A 21,710-nucleotide genomic window follows, 5' to 3' on the forward strand; every position below is an offset into this window, starting at 1 on the left:
CAGGTCCGCTCCCACAGTTGATCTGTTGCGAACACAAATCCAATGTGGGAGCGAGCCTGCTCGCGAAAGCGGCAGTCCAGCCACCGCAAATCTCCAGGCTTACATCTGAGTCGCCATCCCCTCCACATTCATCGCCGCCTGGCGCAAAGCCTCGGAACGGGTCGGGTGTGGATGACAGGTCAGGGCAATGTCTTCGGCGGAGGCGCTGAATTCCATGGCCACGCAATACTCGCCAATCATCTCGCTGACGCTCGGCCCTACAAGGTGCACGCCGAGGATTTCGTCGGTGCGCTCATCGGCCAATACTTTGGCGAAACCTTCGGTTTCGTGATTGATCTTCGCCCGGCTGTTGGCGGTGAAGGGAAACTTGCCAACCTTGTAGGCGCGACCCTCGGCTTTCAGCTGTTCTTCGGTCTTGCCGACGCTGGCCAGCTCAGGCTTGGTGTAAATCACGTTGGGAATCAGCTCGTAGTTGACCTCACCGGCCTTGCCGACGATCTGTTCGACACAGGCCATGGCTTCATCCTCGGCCTTGTGTGCGAGCATCGGTCCGGACGTCACGTCGCCAATCACCCAGACCCCAGCGGCTTCGGTGCGGTGGCCCTTGTTGGCAAGCATGCCGCGTTTGTCCGTGGCGAGGCCGACGTTCTCCAGTCCCAGCCCCTGTGTATAAGGTCGGCGCCCGATGGCCACCAGCACGTAATCGGCTTCAAGCGTTTCGGCGGTGCCGCCAGCGGCAGGTTCAACGCTGAGCTGCACGCCCGTGGCGGTCGTTGTCGCGCGGGTCACTTTCGAACTGAGCTTGAAGCTGATGCCTTGCTTGCTCAATGAGCGCTGCAGGGTCTTGCCCGCTTCGCCGTCCACACCGGGACAGATCCGATCGAGGAATTCGACCACGGTCACCTGCGCGCCCAAACGCCGCCACACCGAGCCCAGCTCCAGGCCGATCACACCGGCGCCGATCACCACCAAGTGCTTCGGCACTTCAGCCAGAGACAGCGCGCCGGTGGAATCCAGGATGCGTTTGTTATCGATGTCCACGCCGGGCAGGGGAGTGGGCTCGGAACCGGTGGCGATGATGATGTCCTTGGCGCTCAGTTCGGTCTTGCCGCCGGCGCTATCGGTCACCGTGACTTTGCCTGGCCCATCGATATGGCCCCAGCCCTTGATCCAGTCGACCTTGTTCTTGCGAAAGAGAAACTCGATGCCCTTGGTCAGCCCGGTCACGCTTTCATCTTTCTGCTTCATCATCTGCGCGAGGTTGAGAGTGGGTTTGACCTCGATTCCCAGGTTGGCGAATTCCGTGCCCATGGCGGCGTCGTAAAGTTCGGAGGCATGCAGGAGTGCCTTGGAGGGCATGCAGCCGACGTTCAGGCACGTGCCGCCAAGGGTAGCTCGTCCTTCCACGCAAGCCGCTTTCAAACCCAGTTGGCCAGCGCGGATCGCTGCGTTGTAGCCGCCGGGGCCACCGCCGAGTATTACGACGTCATAGGTGCTCATGGATCTACTCCTGGATTGAAAGAGGATCGGGAGGGGTAAACGTAGCCTTGGAATAAAATTACGAGCGTAATATGTGCGTTATTGCGCATTTCGGTCAAGGCTTCAGGCAAGCGACAGGTTGAGCATCTTTAGATAGCGCAAATGAATACGAAAATTTCACCGTTTTCGTTATATCGTAACGAATTGCGATTTGAGCGAAGCTGAGCACTGGGGTGGTATGCAAGTCGATCTCGATGAAGAGGGGGCGCAGGTAGCCGGGTTACCGCGCTTTCAGCAGGCGGTTTTTCAGGGGCGGCGATTGCGTCAGTTCGCGATCGGCTTCGGCGTGCTGGTGGCAATGGGGCTGGTATCGGGATTCTTCGTCGGGCTGTTTGCGCCGCAATCCCTGTGGCCGTCGTTGTTGTTCAATTTAAGCGCTGCGTTGCTGGTATGGGTGGCGGGTCTGCAATCGGCCTGGTGGGTGACGCAATGGCGGGCGCGGGCAATGAATCCCGTGGTGCCAGTCGTCGTCGCTGAAGCAGTCGAATCCCCGGTGGGATGGTACGAGCGACTATTGGATCGGCTGGGCCAAAGCGGGATGCACCTGTTCCGGCAAATCGGTGCGCCGACCCTCTGGCTCGGCGGGTGGGCGTTGTTGGCGCTGCTCTGCATCGAACAGGCCTGGAACCTTGGCTTGCCGCCCGCTGCGCTGGGATTGTCCGCCACTGTCGGCGCCGCCCTGGCGCTGTTGCTGGCTTTCGGTTTGCTGGTGCTGGAGCGCCACCTGGCCCAGGAAAACCCGGCTCAGTGGCCCGAAGCCGGAGCGTTGTCGCAGCTGGCGCGAGTGGCGATCATCAGCCTGGTACTGGGTGCGTTGTGCCTGTTGTTCGGCAGTGAAACGTCGGTCTGGCCCGTGCGTTTGGCAGTGTTGATCGGGCTGCTGCCGGGGCTGGTCGCAATCGAGCTGTTGCTGCGTGCCGTGCTGTCATTGTTCAGTCCTCGCCGCGAACAACTTGAACCAGCCTTGTTGGCCCGCAGCTTTGTCGCTGACATGCTGCGTTGGCCTCCGCAGCCGCTGCTGGCGTTGCAGCACGAACTGCACAATCGCTTCGGCATCGACCTGCGCCAGATCTGGGCGTTCACCTACATGCGCCGGGCATTTTTGCCGGTGCTGGCCGTTGTTGGTCTCGTGGGTTGGTCACTGACTGGCATCCACGAAATACCGCTGCAGGGGCGAGGTATTTACGAGCGTTTCGGCAAACCGGTGGCGGTGTTTGGTCCCGGTTTGCATGCGGGTTTGCCCTGGCCGCTGGGTCGGGTGCTGAGTGTCGAAAACGGCGTGGTTCATGAGTTGGCCACCAGTGTCGGCGAAACGGCTGCACCGATGCAGGCCGACCCCGCTGAAGGCCCGGCGCCGATCACGGCCAACCGGTTGTGGGACGCGAGCCATGTGAATGACAAATCCCAGGTGATCGCCAGCAGTCGCGCCGACCAGCAGAGCTTTCAGATCGTCAACATGGACGTGCGTTTCGTCTATCGCATCGGCCTGAGCGATCAGGCGGCATTGGCGGCGACTTACAACAGCGCCGATGTGCCCACCCTGATCCGTAGCACCGCCAGCAGGATTCTGGTTCATGATTTCGCCTCGCGGACGCTCGACGGATTGCTCGGTGAAGACCGGGTAGGGCTGGCCGAAGAAATCGGCCGCGCGGTACAGGCAGACCTGGAGAAACTTGGCAGTGGCGTGGAAATTCTCGCCACGGTGGTCGAAGCGATTCATCCGCCGGCCGGCGCTGCCAATGCCTATCACGGCGTGCAAGCGGCGCAGATTGGTGCGCAGGCCTTGATTGCCCGTGAGCGCGGTGCGGCGGCCGAAGCCACTAATCAGGCGCAGTTGCAGGCCAGCATCGCCCGCGATCAAGCGACGGCCAGCGCTCGTGAAATCCACGCGGGGGCGCAAGCAGCCGACCTTAAATTCGGTGCCGAGAAAAAAGCTTACGCCAGTGCCGGTCAGGCCTTCGTACTGGAGCAATACCTCAGTCAACTTTCCCAAGGCCTGGCCAATGCCAGGTTGCTGGTGCTCGATCATCGCCTGGGCGGTAGCAACAATGCGCCGACCATCGACCTGCGTACCTTCACGTTGCCGGCTGATCCTGCGCCGTCGCGTCAAACCGCTCAGCCAGGAGCTGCCCATTGAGCCAGACTCACACTCATGATCATGATGATCACGCCGGCCACGATCATGGCCATGGCGGGCATCACCACCACGGCCACCACCATCACCATCATGGCGATCCACAGGAAGCCGGCCCGTTTCCCTGGAGGCGAATGGGTTGGGCTGCACTGCTTGTGGCGTTCGCCGTTGCAGCGGCGAGCCTGGTGCAGGTGAGGTCGGGAGAGGCCACGGTCATCACCCGTTTCGGCAATCCATCGCGGGTGTTGCTGGAACCGGGCCTTGGCTGGCGCTGGCCGGCGCCGTTCGAAGCGGCGATCCCGGTCGATCTTCGGCTGCGCACCACATCCAGCGGTTTGCAGGACGTGGGTACGCGGGATGGTCTGCGTATCATCGTTCAGGCGTACGTGGCCTGGCAGGTGCAGGGCGACCCGGACAATGTGCAGCGCTTCATGCGCGCCGTACAGAATCAGCCGGATGAAGCGGCGCGGCAGATCCGCACCTTTATCGGCTCGGCCCTGGAAACCACCGCCAGTAGTTTCGATCTGGCTAACCTTGTGAACACCGACGCCAGCCAGGTGCGTATCGCTGATTTCGAATCGCAGCTGCGCCAGCAAATCGATCAGCAGTTGCTGACGACTTATGGCGTTCGGGTACTACAGGTTGGCATTGAGCGTTTGACCTTGCCTTCGGTAACGCTCACGGCAACGGTCGATCGCATGCGTGCCGAGCGTGAAACCATCGCCACCGAACGTACCGCCATCGGCAAGCGCGAAGCGGCGCAAATTCGCTCCGCCGCCGAACGTGATGCGCGGATCGTGCAAGCCGATGCCACGGTGAAAGCCGCTGACATCGAGGCGCAATCCCGCGTTGAGGCCGCGCAGATTTATGGGCGCGCCTACGCCGGTTCGCCGCAGCTGTACAACCTGCTGCGTTCGCTCGACACCTTGGGCACGGTGGTCACGCCGGGGACAAAACTTATTCTGCGCACCGATGCCGCGCCATTCCGAGTGCTGGTTGACGGTCCGCCAAGTCTCGATAACAAACCCGGGTCGCAACCATGAGTGTGGTTCCACGTGGAACAAATGAGTTGAGCAGTCCCTGGATTCAGGCCGGGCGCCTGGCATTTCTCGCGCTGTACGCGGTGACGGTGTTGGCCGCGTTGGCGTGGGCATTCTCCAATGTGCGGCAGATCGATCCGCAAAACCGCGCCGTGGTTTTGCATTTTGGCGCACTGGATCGCATTCAGAATGCCGGGTTGCTGTTGGCCTGGCCGCAACCCTTCGAGCAGGTGATTTTATTGCCGGCAGCGGAACGGGTTATCGAGCGACGTGTGGAAAATCTGCTGCGTAGTGATGCGGCATTGCAAGCCGATCGCGTCGCCAGTTTCGCTACACCGATCAGCGATGCACTGGCGGGTTCCGGTTACCTGCTGACCGGTGATGCCGGGGTGGTGCAACTGGATGTGCGGGTGTTCTACAAAGTCACTGACCCCTATGCCTTTGTGCTGCAAGGCGAGCACGTGCTGCCGGCATTGGATCGCCTGGTCACTCGCAGTGCATTGGCACTGACGGCGGCGCGTGACCTGGACACCATTCTGGTGGCGCGACCGGAACTCATCGGCGCCGATAGCAAGGCCGCCGAAAGACGTGAACGCTTGCGCGGCGATCTGGTGCAGGCCATCAATCAACGCCTCACCGAGCTCACGGCGACCGGGCAGGGACTGGGGATCGAAGTGGCGCGAGTGGATGTGCAATCGAGTTTGCCCGGCCCCGCGGTGAATGCTTTCAATGCCGTGCTGACCGCCAGCCAACAAGCCGACAAAGCGGTGGCCAACGCGCGAACCGACGCCGAGAAACTCACCCAGACCGCCAACGAGCAGGCTGATCGAACGCTGCAGGTCGCTCATGCACAGGCGAGTGAGCGGTTGGCGAAAGCCTCTGCCGACACCGCCACGGTGTTGAGTCTGGCCAAGGCGCAACAACAGGGCACCGACCCGCAGATGTTGCTGCGGATTTACCGTGAGCGGATGCCGAAAATTCTTGGCCAGGCCGGTTCGGTGACCACGGTCGATCCGAAAGACGATTCCCGCCTGATCATTCAGGGAGCTTCACAATGACCGCGCAAACCGCCGCTGCACCGAGCCTGTTGTCCTCGGCCGAACAACGCAGCGCCGCACGCCAGTTGACCCTGGCCATGCTCGCCCTCGGCTTGCTCGCCCTGGGTCTGGTCTGGCGCTGGTTGGCGCCCGAACAAACCGGTGTCAGCCAATTGCTCCTGGGTTTTGCTTCCTTGCTGGTGGCCGTGCCGGTCATGCGTTCGGCCTGGTACAGCCTGCGTTATCCGAGCCTGCACGGGATCACTGATCAGTTGATCGCCCTGGCTATGCTCGGTGCCTGGGCGACCGGTGATCTGCTGACGGCGGCACTGCTGCCGATCATCATGATCTTCGGTCATGTGCTGGAAGAGCGCAGTGTGATCGGTTCACAGGAAGCGATTCACGCCCTCGGAAAACTGACTCGCAGCCATGCGCGAAAGATTCAGGACGACGGCTCCATCGTTGAAGTCGATAACAGCACGCTCAAGGCTGGCGATCGGGTGGAGGTGCGGGCGGGTGATCGGGTGCCAGCGGATGGGCGAGTGCTGTCCGGCCAGGCGAGTCTCGACACGGCCTCCATTACCGGGGAGTCGGTGCCGATAGAGGCGGGCATCGGCATGACGGTGTTCGGTGGGGCAATCAACCTTGATGGTCTGCTGCGCATCGAAGTGACCCGTACTGGCCACGAGTCGACCCTTGGCAAAGTGATTGCGCTGATGCAAAACGCCGAGCGTTCCAAGCCGCCGATCACGCGCCTGCTGGAGCGTTATGCCGGCAGCTACATGGTGCTGGTGTTGTTGCTGGCCGCAGTGACGTGGTTCATCACCAACGATGCCCAGGCGATGCTCGCTGTACTGGTGGCGGCCTGTCCCTGTGCGCTGGTGTTGTCGGCACCCGCCACGGCGATTGCCGGAGTGGCGGTGGCGGCACGGCACGGCATTCTGATCCGCAGCTCGGCGTTTCTTGAGGAGTTGGCAGACCTGACTTCGCTGGTGGTCGACAAGACCGGGACCTTGACCTTCGGCACCTTGCGTTTGCAAACCATCGAGAGCGCTTTGGCGGATCACAGTCACATCCGCAAACTCGCTGCCAGCCTCGGTTCGGCCAGCGGTCACCCGGTCAGCCGTGCGCTGGCCGGGCTGGTGACTCAAGAGCATTTTTTGTTGCTCACGGATATCCATGAACGCCAGGGATTGGGCGTGGTGGCCATGACGGAGCAGGGTGAGGCTGCGCTGGGACGACCTGAGCTGTTCGCTCAATTGAAGATCCCCACTTCCGCCGTTCCGGAGCACGATGGTCCGATTGCCGGGCTGGCGCTTAACGGTGAATTCCTCGCCTGGCTGCTGTTGGCTGACAGTGTGAAGCCCGAAGCCAGGTTTGCACTGAATGAATTGCGCGACCTTGGAATGGGCCGGCAACTGTTGCTCACCGGCGACCGGCAAAGTGTCGCGCACACGCTGGCACGGGATGTTGGCATCAGTGATGTAGAAGCGCAGGCGTTGCCCGAGGACAAACTCAACCGTGTGTTGAAAGAAATTGGTAACGGTTTTCGGCCTATGGTGGTGGGGGACGGCATCAACGACTCGTTGGCCCTCAAGGCCGGCGTGGTCGGCGTGGCCATGGGTGCGGGCGGCGCGGACATCGCCTTGGCTTCGGCAGACATCGTGCTGATCGGCAGCGATTTGCGTCGTCTCGGGACGTGCGTGAGGTTGAGCCGTCAGTGTCGGCAAACCCTGCAGGTCAACGTGTTCATCGGTCTGGGTTGGACCCTGGCGATCGTTGCCTTCGCCGCGTTCGGCTGGCTTGGCGCGGCCGGGGCAATGATTGCGGCATTGCTGCATAACTTCAGCACGTTGCTGGTGCTGGGCAATGCGGGGCGATTGCTGCGGTTTCAGGAGCCGTTGCTCAAACTGTAGGAGAGAGCTCTGCTCGCGAAAAACGGTTGGGAAACGCAGTCATTCAGACAGGGCGTGTAATCGTTCACGCCCATCGCGAGCAGGGCTCGCTCCTACAAATGGATGGGTAGAAGGTTTACAGAACTGTGCGCCGAATCTGTAGTCATTTAGGGTAAGAGCGATCATTTCTGCGAGTTCCCGGCAGTTTGTCGAGTGTCCCGGGACCATAGAAATCCGCTATTAGTTCGATAGCCAGCTATTTTTCCAGGATGGTCTAACCTCTCAGCAGACGTCTGAAACAAGGGGGATTTTCCATGCTCGCGCAACTTCCACCGGCCTTACAGAATCTGCAGTTACCGCTACGCCTGCGACTCTGGGACGGCCATGAGTTCAATCTGGGGCCGACGCCCAGCGTCACGATTGTGGTCAAGGACCCACAGATGGTTACCCAGTTCACCCGCCCAAGCCTGGACTCGCTCGGCGCAGCGTTCGTCGAGGGCAAACTGGAGCTTGAAGGCTCTATCAGTGATGTGATCCGCGTGTGTGATGAATTGAGTCAGGCGCTGCTGGATGCGGATGAGGACAATCAGCCCGTCCGTGCCTTCCACGATAAAGAGACCGACGCCCAGGCCATTTCCTACCACTACGATCTTTCCAATGCCTTTTATCAGCTCTGGCTCGACAGCGACATGGCCTATTCCTGCGCCTATTTCGAGACCGGTAGCGAGACTCTGGAGCAAGCCCAGCAAGCCAAGTTTCGGCATTTGTGTCGCAAGTTGCGTCTGCAACCTGGCGAATACCTGCTGGATGTCGGTTGCGGTTGGGGTGGGTTGGCGCGGTACGCGGCCCGTGAGTTCGGCGCGAAAGTATTTGGTATTACCCTCAGTAAGGAGCAACTCGCCCTGGCTCGGGATCGGGTAAAAGAAGAAGGTCTGGAGGACTTGATCGAGTTGCAACTGCTCGATTACCGCGATCTGCCACAGGATGGTCGATTCGACAAAGTGGTCAGCGTCGGCATGTTCGAACACGTCGGTCATGCGAACCTGGCGGAGTACTGCAGTACCTTGTTCGGTGCGGTGAAAGAGGGTGGTTTGGTGATGAACCACGGGATCACCGCCAAGCACACCGATGGTCGCCCGGTGGGCCGTGGCGCCGGTGAATTCATCGGGAAATATGTGTTCCCTAATGGCGAACTACCGCACCTGTCGATGATTTCTGCCGAGATCAGCGAAGCAGGGCTTGAGATTGTCGACGTCGAAAGCCTGCGCCTGCACTACGCACGCACCCTGGATCACTGGAGCGAACGCCTGGAGGACAACCTCGAGGCCGCCGCGAAACTGGTTCCGGAACAGGCGCTGCGGATCTGGCGCCTGTACCTGGCGGGCTGCGCCTACGCGTTCGCCAGGGGCTGGATCAACCTGCACCAGATCCTTGCAGTGAAAGCGCACCCCGATGGCAGCCATGAACTGCCCTGGACTCGGGACGATATCTACAACCCTTAGAGAATCGGCGAAATAAGCCGGGCGATCCGCATGCCGACCTGTTGCAGGCGGTGGGTCTCCCGGCCTTCTTCCTTGGCGATTTCGTGGGCTTGGGCGAAGTCATCGTTGAGCATCTGCTCCACTTTGGCGGCAAATGCGTTGTCGACGGTCAGCAGCATCACTTCGAAATTCAACCGGAACGAACGGTTGTCCATGTTGGCACTGCCAATGGCGCTGATATCGTTGTCGATCAGCACGACTTTCTGGTGCAGGAAGCCGGGTTCGTAGCGGAAGACCCGCACGCCTGCGCGTACTGCTTCGAAGGCATAGAGGCTGGAGGCGGCGTAGACGACTCGGTGATCGGGCCGTGAAGGAAGCAGGATCCGCACATCGACCCCGCGCAGTACCGCCAGGCGCAAGGCGGCGAATACCGCTTCGTCGGGGATGAAATACGGACTGGTGATCCATACCCGTTCGGTCGCTGCATGGATGGCCTCGACGAAGAACAGTGAACAGGTCTCGTAGGAATCCGCCGGTCCACTGGCAAGCATTTGGCACAGCACGCCGGCGTCCGGGTAGACCTCCGGCAGGATCATCGGCGGTAATGAACGGGCTGCCCAGAACCAGTCTTCAGCGAAGGATTCCTGCATGCAGGCCACCACCGGTCCGCGTACCTGGACGTGAGTATCGCGCCAAGGCGCCAGGGGTGGTTTCTCCCCCATGTACTCGTCCCCCACGTTGTGCCCGCCAACGAAGCCGAGCATGCCGTCGACCACCACGATCTTGCGGTGGTTGCGGAAGTTGACCTGGAAACGGTTGAGCCAGCCGCTACGGGTCGCGAAGGCTTTGACCTCGACACCGCCATCACGCAATGCCTGTACATAACTGTGGGGCAGGGAATGGCTGCCGATTCGGTCATAAAGCAGGTAGACCGCCACGCCTTCGGCGGCTTTTTCCAGCAGCAGGTTTTGCAGGCGCCGGCCGAGGCGGTCGTCATGAATGATGAAAAACTGGATCAGCACCGCTTCCTTGGCTTGGCGGATGGCATTGAATATCGCATCGAAGGTGGCCCGGCCATTGATCAGCAATTTCACTTCATTGTTGGCCAGGCAGGGCATGCGCCCCAACTTCGGCATCGCCCTCAGGGAGGCGTAGGCGGTGGAAGCGCGAGCGGTGAGCGCTTCCTCTACCCAGGGTCGCCAGTTGAGCTCGGAGATGGCTTTGCGCATTTCTTCGTTGGCCTGGCGCCGGGCCTTGATGTACCCATCGAAGGTACTGCGGCCGAATACCAGATAGGGGATGAGCGTCAGGTAGGGCATGAAGATCAGTGACAAGGCCCAGGCGATGGAGCCTTGGGCGGTTCGCACGGTCAACACGGCATGGATGGCTGCGATCGTGCCCAGGGAGTGCAGCAATGCGATGGTGTAGCCGAAAATATGGGGTCCGAAATAATCCATGGGGGGCAGCCTTGCTCCTGAAGATTCAATGCTTAACAGACCATGTTCCGGGCAGAATGTCGCTATTTAATTGGCCCATGAACCGAAGCCCGTGGCCGACGTCTAACGGCCACTATCGATCAGGAGTTACATGATGAACGTTCGTCTGCTGGGTTTGGCCATTACCTTGGGTTTGGCACTTCCTGTGGCTGCTCAGGCGCAGATGCTTCAACCGGGCTTGTGGGAATTGACCACCAGTAACATGAAGGTGGATGACCAGAACCTGCCGGATCTGCAACTGATCCTCGGTCAGATTCAAAGCCAGATGACCCCTGAGCAGCGTGCGCAGCTGGAAAAACAGGGCATCACCATGGGCGGCAAAGGGATTCGCGCCTGCCTGACGCCGGAGCAGGTCAAGACCGACGATATCCCGCTGACCGACCCGCAGTCGGGCTGCAAGCAGGAAATCACCGATCGCACCGGTAACCAATGGAAATTCCGCTTCAGTTGCCCGAAGGCGCAGGGGGCGGGTGTTGCTACCTTCCTCAGTGACCGTGAGTTCACCACCAAGGTCAACGGCACCTTCAATGCCACCGGCATTCAGCAGAAGGGTAGCCTTGAGAGCCGCGCGGTGTGGTTGGGGCAGGATTGCGGGGCAGTCAAGCCAAGAGCCTAAAAGCTTCGCAGGCAAGCCTCGCTCTTGCAGGAGCAAGGCTTGCCCGCGATGGCGTCAGCAGGGTCAACATCAATCCCCAGGCTGACCCAACCACTCGCACACCGCCTCAACTGCCATCCTGCCAAAATCCTCCCCATCGCGACTGCGGACACTGACAAACCCGCCGGCCTTTTCCTTCTCCCCGACCACCACCACGTACGGCACCGTCTGGCTGTGATGACGAATCTTGTGCCGGACTTTCTCATTACGCAGATCCGCAAGGGCGCGCACACCACCGCGGCGAAGGCGCTCGGTGACGGCGTGCGCATAATGGGTCTGGCGATCGTCCATGCTGACGACCACTACCTGGGGCGGCAGGCGCCACTGTTGCAGTTCCTGGTGGCTGGACCAGCAGGTCCCGTAGATGCGTTGTTGCAAGGTACCGCTGACGTGGTCGAGCGCAAATGCCTGCAACACCTTGGTGGTGGGGACGTGCGGGCCCGTCGTCAAATACTCGGTTCCGCCCAGACGGTAAAGAGACAGATGGTCGGGAGTCGCCGATGAGGAAGGTATAGGGCGGCGGCGAATCGAGTGGTTGGTGGCCGCCAGTGTTTGCATGCGCGCCTCGATCACTGGCAGATCCGTCGTCGTCAATGGGCGCTCGACGTCGAACTCGCAATAGAACCCATCGCCCAGCGACGACCCCGTTCGCAATCGCGCGTGGGCATGGAGTTGCTGGACAGCCATCGCCAGCATCAGCGAACAGGAACGACGCAGGATCTCCAGTCCGTCGGGCTCCTGCGTGGTCACGATGCTGACCCGGGCATTCGTGCTGATCATGAATTCACAGTCCACCAATTCGCCGTCCACCCGACCCGCTACCGCTGCGTTGGCCAATCCGGGGCCAATACTGGCGGCAACTTCATGCACGGACAGCGGTTGGTCGTACTCACGTAATGAACCATCGGGCAAGGTGATCTGGATCATGGTTATTGTTCTCGGATGCTTCGATCACACGCACTTGCGTGCCAACATTAGAGGCAAACACTGACCGTTGTCATGTAGACGTTTGTACTACCCATCCATTTGGCACTTTCTTCATGTTCAAAACTCGTTTTGCAGAGCCTTGTAACCGCGCACCAGGTCGACATTGGTCCGCGCCACGTCCTCGGAAAACTCCGAGGCACTGATACTGACCGGCGGAAACTGCGAAAGGTCTGTGTTGGGCCCGATGCGCGTGGTGGAGGGAACATAGAAGGCCGCGGGCAAGTCGCGACCGTCGACCACCGAGTTGTGCCGGACCACGCAACCATCACCGACGGCGCAGTTGAACAACACACTGTTGAAGCCAATGAACACCCGGTCACCCACTGAGCAGGGGCCATGGACGATCGAACGGTGGGCGATGGAACTGAACTCGCCGATAGTCACTGCCGCCCCGGATTTGGAGTGGATGACCACACCGTCCTGGATGTTCGAGTTGGCGCCGATGATGATCGGCTGCATGTCTCCGCAATCGTCTACTTCGTCAGCGCGGATCACTGCATAGGGTCCGACAAAGACGTTCTCGCCGATCACCACTTTGCCGCAGATGATCGCGGTTTTATCGACGTAGGCCGACTCGGCAATACGGGGTAAATCACCTGAGGGGTTCTTGCGGATCATGGCTGGCTCAACGCGGTGTACAGGGTATTGAGGTTGGTTTCGAACATCCCGGTAAACGTACTGGCCGGTCCGCTCGCCGCGAGTGCGTCGGAGTACAGGGTGCCGCCAATCCGGGCGCCACTTTCGTCAGCGATCTGCTTGAGCAGACGCGCGTCCTTGATGTTCTCCATGAACACCGCTTTGACCTTCGCCTGACGGATCTGAGTGATCAACGCAGCGACCTCGGCAGCGGAGGGTTCGCGTTCGGTGGACAGCCCCTGCGGTGCCATGAAATTGATACCGTAGGCCTGACCGAGATAACCGAAAGCGTCATGGGAGGTGACAATCTTGCGGTTGCCCGGCGCAAGCGAGCCGAATCGGGTCTTGGCTTGCGCCAGCAGCGCGTAGATTTGTTTCAGGTAGGCCTGGCTGTTGCGCTGGTAGTCGTCCTTGTTCGCCGGGTCGACGGCAATCAATGCCTTGCTGATGTTGCTGATGTAGAGCTCGGCATTTGCCAGGTTGTGCCAGGCATGCGGGTCGGGAACCTTCTCACCATCCTCATCCAGGGAGCGTGGTATGACACCTTGGCTCGCGCTGATCACGGGTGCTTTGGTTTCAGTGCTGGTCACCAGACGATCGAGCCATGGCTCGAACCCCAGTCCGTTTTTGATGATGAGTCTGGCTTTAAGCAACGCTTGGCCGTCGTCCGGGGTTGGCTCATACGTGTGGGCATCGGTGTCGGGGCCGACCATGTTGGTGATCTGGATATGATCACCGCCTATCTGATGGGTCATGTCGGCGAGGATGCTGAAGCTGGTGACCACCTGAAGTTTTTCTGCAGCAGACAGCGACATCGACAGCATCAAACTGAACAGCACGAGTAAAGCGCGCATCGAGTAACACCTCATTGGGATGTGATCAAAGGCGGACGGCGCAGCAAACCGTGCACCGGCCCCAGCACCACGGACAGAAGATACAAAGCGCCAGCCACCAGCACGATGGCCGGGCCGCTGGGCAACGCGTAGTGAAATGACAGCAACAGTCCGAGCCATACCGAGAGGCTGCCAAACAGCGCGGCAATGGCCATCAACCTTGGCAAGCGACGGCTCCAGAAGCGTGAGGCCGCAGCGGGCAGCATCATCAGTCCAACCACCATCAAGGCGCCAATGGCCTGGAAACCGATCACCAGATTCAGCACCACCAACGTCAGGAACACGCCATGGGCCAGGGGACCCAGGCGGCTGACGGATTGCAGAAACAACGGGTCCAGGGTGTCCAGGAGCAGAGGGCGGTAGATCAGCAACATCGCGATCAGGCTGATACCCGAGACCCAGAGCATGCCGGTCAATGTCGGACCATCGACCGCCAACGCTGAACCGAACAGCAGGTGCAACAGGTCCAGGCGTTTGCCTGCGATACCGAGGATCAATACGCCGCTGGCCAGGGAAATCGGGTAGATCGCGGCAAGGCTGGCGTCTTCTCGCAGGCCTGTGCGACGCGTGATCCAGGCCGCAAGCCCGGCCATCCCCAGACCGGCCCCGAGACCGCCGAAGGTCAACGCAGGGAGGCTCAGGCCGGCGAACCAGAAACCCAATGCAGCCCCGGGCAGAATGCCGTGAGCCACGGCATCACCGATCAGACTCATCCGCCGCAGGATCAGAAATACACCCAGCGGTGCGGTGCTGCAGGCCAACACCAACCCGCCAATCAGCGCCCTGCGCATGAAGACGAATTCGTGGAAAGGTTGCCAAAACTGAGCGGCGGCAAGCATCAGGCCACCTGCGTTTGAGGCTGTTGGCGGAGGAGATCGGTGCTTGAGCCGAAGACGCATCCGCTGCTTTTGATCAACAGGGTGTGAGGCATGTGTTGGCGAACGGCAGCCAGGTCATGGCACACCACAACCAGGGTTCGGCCTGCGGCATGCCAGGCATGGAGATGTTTCCACAGCAATGCCTGACCGAGTTCATCCAGGGCGGCATGGGGTTCGTCGAGCAGCAATAAGGGCGCATCGGTGAGACTCAATCGAGCGAGCAGGGCACGTTGCAGTTCACCACCGGAGAGGGCCATCAACGGGCGTTGCTCAAGGCCGCTCAGGCACCAATCGGCCAGAACCTGATCAAGACGTTGCCTACGCCCCTCCGGCGATCGCTGGCTGCCCCAGAAGCCCGCAGCGACCAGTTCCTCCAGAGTGATGGGGAACTGGCGATCCAGATGCTGTTGCTGGGGCAGAAATGAGAGCGCGCCCTTGCGTGGAACCTCCAACATGACCTTGCCCGCGAGCGGCTTTTGCAGACCGGCGATGACTTTCAGCCAGCTACTTTTGCCACAGCCGTTGGCACCGACCACGGCGGTCAGACTGCCTTTCGGGAGTTCGATATTGAGAGCGGGCGTCAGCGGTTGGCCGGGAGCGCCCCAACGCAAAGCCTGACAGCGGATCATGCGGCCTCCCAGTTCCAGCGACTTTCGGCGACGGCGTCATGGGCGTGAAGGCTTTCAGCGTGAATCACCCGCAGGTGAAATCCATTGATGCCGGGTGAGCGTTTCAGGGCCAGGTTCAGGCGGCGAGCGGCGTCTTCGCAGAACATCAGGTTCTGGCCGTTGGCCAATGCGAAGGCTTGTTCATCGGCACGTTTGACGGCGGTTTGCACGGCGGTACCGAGGGTTGCTTCGGCATCATTGATGAGTGCGATCAGCGGCAGTTCGTCCAGATAATCGTCCAGGCGCAGGGACAACTGTGCGGTACTGCGCTGGCTGTGGGGTGTGGCGACGATGCCTTTAGGGGAGCCGAGCCAAGCCAGTACGTCGGCGTGGTTCAGTGCCTTGTTGGCGAAGTCGTCGACGAATTGCTGCTGAATCAACTGTCGGGAAAGTGCAGCAGAACAAGGGCAGGTCGAGGAATAAGGCACATCGATTTTTAGTTCCACGTGGAACATCGTGTTTTCCAAGCGGGCCTTGATGCTGACGGGATAGGTTTTCCAACCGGCCAAAGGACTGACCAGAGCCGGCCTTTTCAGCAGTAAATCGATGTGAATATTCAGATAAGCGCTGTTCGATAGCCCTTCATGGCTGGTCAGGAAACTCACCAAGACGCGCTGAAGCAGATCAGGTGAAAGGGTTTCCTGCTCAAGCCTTTCCAGCGCCAGGTAGAGCCGCGACATATGAATGCCGCGAGCCTCCCCGTTATCGAGACTCACACCCGCATCGACCGTTGCAGCCAGTCGTTCGCCATCAAACAAAACAGGAAGGGCAATGCCACGCATGCCGACCCAGTCCAATGGCAGGGCTTGGCCTGAGGCCTGCGCAGCGATATCCGGCAGAGTCAGCGCATTCATGAACAGGTCCATCGAGGGGAAGTTGATTTGAATGTTATACTATAACAATTAAATCAACGATGCCTTTTTCATGAACAGGTTTTCATCTAGCGCGGACGCGCCCAATTTGATCTGGCGAACACAGCAGACCTAACAGCCGGCAATCCGGTTGCAGGTGAACCTGGCGCTACTGCCGCCGGAGCTGGAAAACCGATTGATCGTGGTCCAGCCGATGCGCCGGTTGTAGCCGACCCACGCTTCGCCGTCGGAAGCGATGCCGGTGAAAAACGTCAATTGGCCGTAGCGACTGTTGGTCTGCGCCCAGTAGCGTTTTCCGGCCGCATCGAAGCCCCTCAGATACATCGTGCTGCCTGCGGTATTGACGCTGTAGGCGTTGCCGTCGCCATCCACGCAGGCCAGCAAATTGGCGCTGCGGGTGCATTTGGCCAGGGTCGGGATTTGCGCGCAGGCATCGAATGCAACCAGTAGTGAAGCACTCAGCAGGGCGGATTTCAGGACATTACGCATAGCAGTTCTCACCCACAGGAGGGTTCCAGCATCGCACCCTTTTGACCAGGCGAGCGAGAGGGAGTGGTTCAATTGCGTTGTTATACTATAACATTAATTAAGCCCGACGATTTGAGCGGGCCCCCTGTGAGGAACATTTGATGCCAAATCGCCTTCCCGTTACCGTCCTGTCGGGCTTTTTAGGGGCAGGAAAAAGTACACTTCTAAATTACGTACTACGTAATAGAAATAATCTGCGGGTCGCGGTCATCGTCAATGATATGAGTGAGATCAACATCGACGGCAGCGAAGTCCAGCGCGACGTCAGCCTCAATCGCGCGGAAGAAAAACTTGTGGAGATGAGCAACGGCTGCATCTGCTGCACATTGCGCGAAGATCTGCTGGAAGAAGTGAGCAAACTCGCTCGGGACGGTCGATTTGATTATCTTTTGATCGAATCGACGGGCATTTCCGAGCCGCTGCCCGTGGCAGAGACGTTTACGTTCCGCGACGAAAACGGGCAGGGCCTCAATGACATCGCCAGGCTGGATACCCTGGTGACCGTGGTCGATGGCATGAATTTCCTGCCCGATTACCAGGCCGCCGAAAGCCTGGCGACTCGGGGTGAAACCCTGGGTGAAGAGGACGAACGCTCGATCACCGATCTGCTGATCGAACAGGTCGAATTTGCCGACGTCATCCTGATCAGTAAGATCGATTTGGTCAGTGATTACGAACGCCAGGAGCTGATGGCCATCCTCGAGCGACTCAATCCCCGGGCGGAAATTATCCCCATGGTCATGGGCGAAGTACCGCTGGAGAAGATCCTCAATACCGGTCGCTTCAACTTCGAGAACGCCGCGCAGGCGCCGGGTTGGCTGCAGGAGTTGCGTGGTGAACATGTGCCGGAAACCCAAGAGTACGGTATTGCGTCCTATGCCTATCGTGCGCGTCGCCCCTTCCATCCACAGCGTTTTTTCAGCTTCATCGATCGTCCCTGGCTCAATGGCAAATTGCTGCGTTCCAAAGGCTTTTTCTGGCTGGCGAGCAAACACAGGGACGCCGGTAGCTGGTCCCAGGCCGGTGGGTTGATGCGCCATGGTTACGCGGGGCGCTGGTGGCGCTTTGTGCCGAAGCAGCAATGGCCGCAGGACGAAGAAAGCACCGCTGCCATCATGAAAAACTGGACCGGCGCTTGCGGTGATTGCCGGCAGGAACTGGTGTTCATCGGCCAGGATATCGATTTCGCGCAGCTTACCGCTGAGCTCGACGGTTGCTTGCTGACCGATGATGAAATGGCGATGGGTGAAGAGGGCTGGCAGAAGCTGCCGGATCCGTTTGGTCCGTGGTTTGACGAGGCGGCCTGACCGCCGGCTGATTTCAAGGCTTGAGCCAGGTTCCCTGGCTCTGGGCTTCGCAAAACGGTTTCAGATAGGCCGCGTCCGTGGCAACGCCGTAATAGTGAATATCCTGCCGGTAAGGCATATTGGCGACTTGGGCGTTGCTGCAGACGCCGAACGCCCCGCTGGGGCATTGGTCGACATACTGTACCTCGACAGTTTGCCCGGCCAGTTTTGGCTGGCAGAAACCGTCGGCGAATAGTTTTTCCGGGATGTTGCGGTTCTCCTGACACACTTTCACGTCGAGCCGCTCCGCCTGGCTGTGGACCACGCAGGCCTGGGCCAGCGCCTCGCCGCAAGCAAGCGTCAGCAGTAACGACAACCCCATCCACCGCATCCTGGCCTCCACAGAACCTTTGATCATGTTGCAGAACATTCCTACCCACGTCATCGCCGGGCCATTGGGAGCCGGCAAGACCAGCCTGATCAAGCACCTGCTGGCGCAACGCCCGGCCGGTGAGCGCTGGGCTGTGCTGATCAACGAGTTCGGGCAGATCGGCCTCGACGCCGCGCTACTGACCCGCGATGCCGATGGTATCGCACTGGGTGAGGTGGCCGGGGGCTGTCTATGTTGCGTGAATGGCGCGCCGTTCCAGATCGGGCTCGGTCGATTGCTGCGCAAGGCGCGGCCGGATCGTCTGTTTATCGAACCATCCGGGCTGGGGCATCCGGCGCAACTGCTCAGGCAGTTGAGTGAAACCCCGTGGCAAGGTGTACTAAACGTACTGCCATGTGTACTGGTTCTGGATGCTCAGGCACTCGCCGACGGCAGGGCTTTACCGCAGGCGCAACAGGAAGCGTTGAACAATGCTGGCCTGCTATTGATGAACAAATCGGAAAATCTCGATGAGGTTGCTCGTCAGCGTCTCGCCGCGCAATGGCCGGCTCGTCCGATGTACTGGGCGCAACACGCGGTGATGCCATTGAGTGAGTTGCCCGGTTTGTCGGCTCAGGCCGTGTCTGGGGTGGATAACTTTGTGATGCCCAAGGGGGGGCAGGTGCCGGCGATTTGGACCGATCCCGCGCTGCCGATTTGCTTGAGCCAGGAACAGGCGGGGGGCTGGAGCATCGGCTGGCGCTGGCACCCGAGTCAGATGTTCGAAGTTGCGTGTGTGATGCGGTGGCTTGCGAGCCTTCCCTGGCAGCGGGCGAAGCTGGTTATCCACAGCGCTGAAGGCTGGGTGTCTGTGAATGCAGTGGATAACTCGATACCCGACTGGCAGCCGAGCGAGTGGCGGCAGGATTCGCGGATTGAACTGATTTTCAGTGGGCCGCAGGATATTGAATCGCTCCGCAGAGGCTTGGAGGGATGCAGGGCTCATTCGAATTAGCGGGTTTATGCGTTGCTGCTGAAGTCCTCTTCGCGAGCAAGCCCGCTCCCACAAGGGAACGCATTCCAAATGTGGGAGCGGGCTTGCTCGCGAATGGGGTTAACTGACGACAACGATCGTCAAGACCGCCACTTATTATGTTCCTGCCGCCAATGGCTCAGTTCGATCACCTGGGCGCTGGGCTTGACCACGTCGGCGACGGGCGGGGTGTCGTCGAACGGCATCGGGTAGGGCGCCAGTTCGATCTGCGCACTGTGGGGGCCGAACTGGGTAATAGTGCCGTTATGCCGACTTTCGCCGGTCACGGTGAATTCGAAGTTATACACTCGGGCCAGGCGCCGCCGACCGCTGGCATCCTTGATGAACGTGATTTTTTTCAGCGCCACGTTACCATCCAGCAACTCGACCCCGACATTGCTGCAATGCTGCTTGACCCGCTCCAGTGCGCGTTCGCGCAAACCGTGGTTGTGCCACAGCCAGGCGCCAGCGGTGGCGAATAGCATCAGCACGAAAATATTCTCAAGGGTCAGCATCAACAGGGCGCTCCAACAAGATAGTGTCAGCTTAACTGCGTCGCCGGTCTGTCGTACAGGCTGCGTTTAGTCGCATACTGCGCCGTTCGAATTTCAATCGTTTTACGGAAACTCACCGCATGAAACGTACGCCCCATTTACTCGCTATCCAGTCCCACGTGGTGTTCGGTCACGCTGGCAACAGTGCCGCGGTTTTCCCGATGCAGCGGGTCGGTGTGAATGTCTGGCCGCTCAATACCGTGCAGTTCTCCAACCATACCCAATACGGCCAATGGGCTGGCGAGGTACTGGCGCCGCACCAGATCCCTGACCTTGTGGAAGGCATTGCGGCGATTGGCGAGTTGGGCAACTGCGATGCGGTGTTATCGGGTTACCTCGGCAGCGCGGCTCAGGGCCGGGCCATCCTCACGGGTGTGGCGCGGATCAAGTCGATGAATCCCAAGGCGCTGTACCTGTGTGACCCGGTGATGGGCCATCCGGAGAAGGGCTGCAGCGTGCCCGCGGAAGTCAGCGATTTCCTGCTGGAAGAGGCTGCTGCGGTGGCCGACTTCATGTGCCCGAATCAACTGGAGCTCGACAGCTTCACGGGGCGCAAACCGCAGTCGCTGTTCGATTGCCTGGCGATGGCGCGAGCACTGCTGGCACGTGGGCCCAAGGCGGTGCTGGTCAAGCATCTCGACTACCCGGGCAAAACACCGGACGTGTTCGAGATGCTGCTGGTGACGGCCGAAGGCAGTTGGCACCTGCAACGTCCGCTTCTGGCGTTTCCGCGTCAGCCGGTGGGCGTAGGCGACCTGACGTCCGGGTTGTTTCTGGCGCGGGTTCTGCTGGGCGACAGCCTGGTGGCCGCTTTTGAGTTCGCCGCATCGGCGGTGCATGAAGTGCTGCTGGAAACCCAGGCGTGCGCCAGTTACGAGCTGGAGCTGGTGCGGGCGCAGGACCGGATTGCCCATCCTCGGGTGCGGTTCGAGGCTACTCCGATCAGCCTCTGATCGGTATTGGCGCCATTCGAGAGCAGGCTCGCTCCCACAATCAACCGAGTTTCGACAATGGAATACGGTCAAGTGTGGGAGCGAGCCTGCTCGCGAAAGCTATCTAAAAAGCACCATCAAACGACCTGAAACACCTCAGGCGTCGCCTTTGATTTCCTGATACCGCTTCTCAAGCTCCTGACGAATTTGACGACGTTGTTGTGCCTGGATGTAGCGGCGCTTGTCTTCGCTGTTTTCCGGCTGCAGGGGCGGTACAGGCGCGGGTTTGCGCTGGTCATCCACCGCGACCATCGTGAAGAAGCAACTATTGGTGTGGCGCACCGAGCGCTCACGAATGTTCTCGGTCACCACCTTGATGCCCACCTCCATCGAGGTGTTCCCGGTGTAATTGACCGAAGCAAGAAAGGTCACCAGCTCGCCGACATGGATCGGTTCACGGAAAATCACCTGGTCCACCGACAGGGTGACCACGTAGCGGCCGGCATAACGGCTGGCGCAGGCGTAGGCGACTTCGTCGAGGTACTTGAGCAGGGTACCGCCGTGAACATTGCCAGAGAAGTTGGCCATGTCGGGGGTCATCAGTACCGTCATCGACAGTTGGGCATTTCCAGGTTCCATAGCTCTCTCACGGATCAAGGCAAGGTTTGAGGGGCGCACCTCTGCGGGTGCCTGCGTGGTTTTTTCAAACCAACAGTTATCGGGACGCCGGGCGGCAAGCTGCCGTCACGCCGGATCGATCTGTTTCCATATATTGCACCGCCTTTCTGCCGGAAGT

At 60.0% G+C, this 21,710-nt stretch carries 21 protein-coding genes; 9 read left to right on the forward strand and 12 right to left on the reverse strand.

Annotated features, from left to right (window positions below):
* Nucleotides 1-99: 99 nt before the first annotated feature.
* On the reverse strand, nucleotides 100-1,500 hold the full coding sequence (gene lpdA, locus HNQ83_RS00695; protein WP_175387210.1) for a dihydrolipoyl dehydrogenase: 1,401 nt from the start codon (nucleotides 1,498-1,500) through the stop codon (nucleotides 100-102).
* A gap of 217 nt (nucleotides 1,501-1,717) precedes the next feature.
* Between lpdA and hflK (HNQ83_RS00700) the strand changes: the two genes are divergently transcribed.
* The 5 genes from hflK (HNQ83_RS00700) to cfaB all read left to right on the forward strand — a co-directional run bounded on the left by hflK (HNQ83_RS00700) (nucleotide 1,718) and on the right by cfaB (nucleotide 9,147).
* Nucleotides 1,718-3,676 (forward strand): protease modulator HflK, encoded by a 1,959-nt coding sequence (hflK, locus tag HNQ83_RS00700; protein WP_175387211.1) that lies wholly within the window; start codon nucleotides 1,718-1,720, stop codon nucleotides 3,674-3,676.
* Nucleotides 3,673-4,716 carry a protease modulator HflC gene (gene hflC, locus HNQ83_RS00705; RefSeq protein ID WP_175387212.1) on the forward strand — a complete coding sequence of 348 codons (1,044 nt, stop codon included), beginning with the start codon at nucleotides 3,673-3,675 and terminating at the stop codon, nucleotides 4,714-4,716. The genes hflK (HNQ83_RS00700) and hflC overlap by 4 nt, the downstream gene beginning before the upstream one ends.
* Complete coding sequence (hflK, locus tag HNQ83_RS00710; protein ID WP_175387213.1) at nucleotides 4,713-5,771, forward strand: protease modulator HflK; 1,059 nt, start codon at nucleotides 4,713-4,715, stop codon at nucleotides 5,769-5,771. Before hflC ends, hflK (HNQ83_RS00710) begins: the two co-directional genes overlap by 4 nt.
* Entirely contained in the window at nucleotides 5,768-7,666 is a 1,899-nt protein-coding gene (locus tag HNQ83_RS00715; protein WP_175387214.1) for a cation-translocating P-type ATPase, read from the forward strand. The genes hflK (HNQ83_RS00710) and HNQ83_RS00715 overlap by 4 nt, the downstream gene beginning before the upstream one ends.
* Before the next feature lie 293 nt (nucleotides 7,667-7,959).
* Entirely contained in the window at nucleotides 7,960-9,147 is a 1,188-nt protein-coding gene (cfaB, locus tag HNQ83_RS00720; protein ID WP_175387215.1) for a C17 cyclopropane fatty acid synthase CfaB, read from the forward strand.
* Here the strand turns inward: cfaB and cls are convergent.
* Nucleotides 9,144-10,583, reverse strand: a complete 1,440-nt coding sequence (gene cls / locus HNQ83_RS00725; RefSeq protein ID WP_175387216.1) for a cardiolipin synthase — start codon at nucleotides 10,581-10,583, stop codon at nucleotides 9,144-9,146. The two genes, cfaB and cls, sit on opposite strands and share 4 nt — an antisense overlap.
* A gap of 133 nt (nucleotides 10,584-10,716) precedes the next feature.
* Between cls and HNQ83_RS00730 the strand changes: the two genes are divergently transcribed.
* The gene (locus tag HNQ83_RS00730) at nucleotides 10,717-11,238 is read left to right on the forward strand and encodes a DUF3617 domain-containing protein (RefSeq protein WP_175387368.1); all 522 of its coding nucleotides are present in this window, start codon (nucleotides 10,717-10,719) and stop codon (nucleotides 11,236-11,238) included.
* Between the two features lie 69 nt (nucleotides 11,239-11,307).
* Here HNQ83_RS00730 and HNQ83_RS00735 read toward each other — a convergent pair whose 3' ends face one another.
* The 7 genes from HNQ83_RS00735 to HNQ83_RS00765 all read right to left on the reverse strand — a co-directional run bounded on the left by HNQ83_RS00735 (nucleotide 11,308) and on the right by HNQ83_RS00765 (nucleotide 16,700).
* On the reverse strand, nucleotides 11,308-12,204 hold the full coding sequence (locus tag HNQ83_RS00735; protein ID WP_175387217.1) for a His/Gly/Thr/Pro-type tRNA ligase C-terminal domain-containing protein: 897 nt from the start codon (nucleotides 12,202-12,204) through the stop codon (nucleotides 11,308-11,310).
* Between the two features lie 117 nt (nucleotides 12,205-12,321).
* Entirely contained in the window at nucleotides 12,322-12,882 is a 561-nt protein-coding gene (locus HNQ83_RS00740) for a DapH/DapD/GlmU-related protein (protein ID WP_175387218.1), read from the reverse strand.
* Nucleotides 12,879-13,754 carry a metal ABC transporter substrate-binding protein gene (locus HNQ83_RS00745; protein WP_175387219.1) on the reverse strand — a complete coding sequence of 292 codons (876 nt, stop codon included), beginning with the start codon at nucleotides 13,752-13,754 and terminating at the stop codon, nucleotides 12,879-12,881. Before HNQ83_RS00745 ends, HNQ83_RS00740 begins: the two co-directional genes overlap by 4 nt.
* Nucleotides 13,755-13,765: 11 nt before the next feature.
* A complete protein-coding gene (locus HNQ83_RS00750; RefSeq protein ID WP_175387220.1) occupies nucleotides 13,766-14,632 on the reverse strand; it encodes a metal ABC transporter permease in 867 nt (288 codons plus the stop codon).
* A complete protein-coding gene (locus tag HNQ83_RS00755) occupies nucleotides 14,632-15,300 on the reverse strand; it encodes a metal ABC transporter ATP-binding protein (protein WP_175387221.1) in 669 nt (222 codons plus the stop codon). Before HNQ83_RS00755 ends, HNQ83_RS00750 begins: the two co-directional genes overlap by 1 nt.
* Entirely contained in the window at nucleotides 15,297-16,193 is an 897-nt protein-coding gene (gene folE2 / locus HNQ83_RS00760) for a GTP cyclohydrolase FolE2 (RefSeq protein WP_175387222.1), read from the reverse strand. The genes HNQ83_RS00755 and folE2 overlap by 4 nt, the downstream gene beginning before the upstream one ends.
* Before the next feature lie 129 nt (nucleotides 16,194-16,322).
* On the reverse strand, nucleotides 16,323-16,700 hold the full coding sequence (locus HNQ83_RS00765; RefSeq protein ID WP_175387223.1) for a glutamine synthetase: 378 nt from the start codon (nucleotides 16,698-16,700) through the stop codon (nucleotides 16,323-16,325).
* 140 nt (nucleotides 16,701-16,840) lie between these two features.
* On the opposite strand from HNQ83_RS00765, the gene zigA reads away from it, so the two are divergent.
* Nucleotides 16,841-18,046 (forward strand): zinc metallochaperone GTPase ZigA, encoded by a 1,206-nt coding sequence (zigA, locus tag HNQ83_RS00770; protein WP_175387224.1) that lies wholly within the window; start codon nucleotides 16,841-16,843, stop codon nucleotides 18,044-18,046.
* Nucleotides 18,047-18,059: 13 nt separating this feature from the next.
* On the opposite strand, the gene HNQ83_RS00775 is transcribed toward zigA, so the two are convergent.
* Entirely contained in the window at nucleotides 18,060-18,416 is a 357-nt protein-coding gene (locus tag HNQ83_RS00775) for an NADH:ubiquinone oxidoreductase (protein ID WP_175387369.1), read from the reverse strand.
* 25 nt (nucleotides 18,417-18,441) lie between these two features.
* Here HNQ83_RS00775 and HNQ83_RS00780 point away from each other — a divergent pair, with 25 nt between their 5' ends.
* Entirely contained in the window at nucleotides 18,442-19,410 is a 969-nt protein-coding gene (locus tag HNQ83_RS00780) for a GTP-binding protein (protein ID WP_175387225.1), read from the forward strand.
* Nucleotides 19,411-19,529: 119 nt separating this feature from the next.
* Here HNQ83_RS00780 and HNQ83_RS00785 read toward each other — a convergent pair whose 3' ends face one another.
* Nucleotides 19,530-19,943 carry a DUF3301 domain-containing protein gene (locus HNQ83_RS00785; protein ID WP_175387226.1) on the reverse strand — a complete coding sequence of 138 codons (414 nt, stop codon included), beginning with the start codon at nucleotides 19,941-19,943 and terminating at the stop codon, nucleotides 19,530-19,532.
* Nucleotides 19,944-20,062: 119 nt separating this feature from the next.
* On the opposite strand from HNQ83_RS00785, the gene pdxY reads away from it, so the two are divergent.
* Nucleotides 20,063-20,935 carry a pyridoxal kinase PdxY gene (gene pdxY / locus HNQ83_RS00790; protein ID WP_175387227.1) on the forward strand — a complete coding sequence of 291 codons (873 nt, stop codon included), beginning with the start codon at nucleotides 20,063-20,065 and terminating at the stop codon, nucleotides 20,933-20,935.
* Between the two features lie 135 nt (nucleotides 20,936-21,070).
* On the opposite strand, the gene HNQ83_RS00795 is transcribed toward pdxY, so the two are convergent.
* Nucleotides 21,071-21,553 (reverse strand): acyl-CoA thioesterase, encoded by a 483-nt coding sequence (locus tag HNQ83_RS00795; protein ID WP_095194575.1) that lies wholly within the window; start codon nucleotides 21,551-21,553, stop codon nucleotides 21,071-21,073.
* Between the last annotated feature and the right edge of the window lie 157 nt (nucleotides 21,554-21,710).

Origin of the sequence: Pseudomonas sp. C2B4 (assembly GCF_013359695.1) — a bacterium.
Classification (GTDB): domain Bacteria; phylum Pseudomonadota; class Gammaproteobacteria; order Pseudomonadales; family Pseudomonadaceae; genus Aquipseudomonas.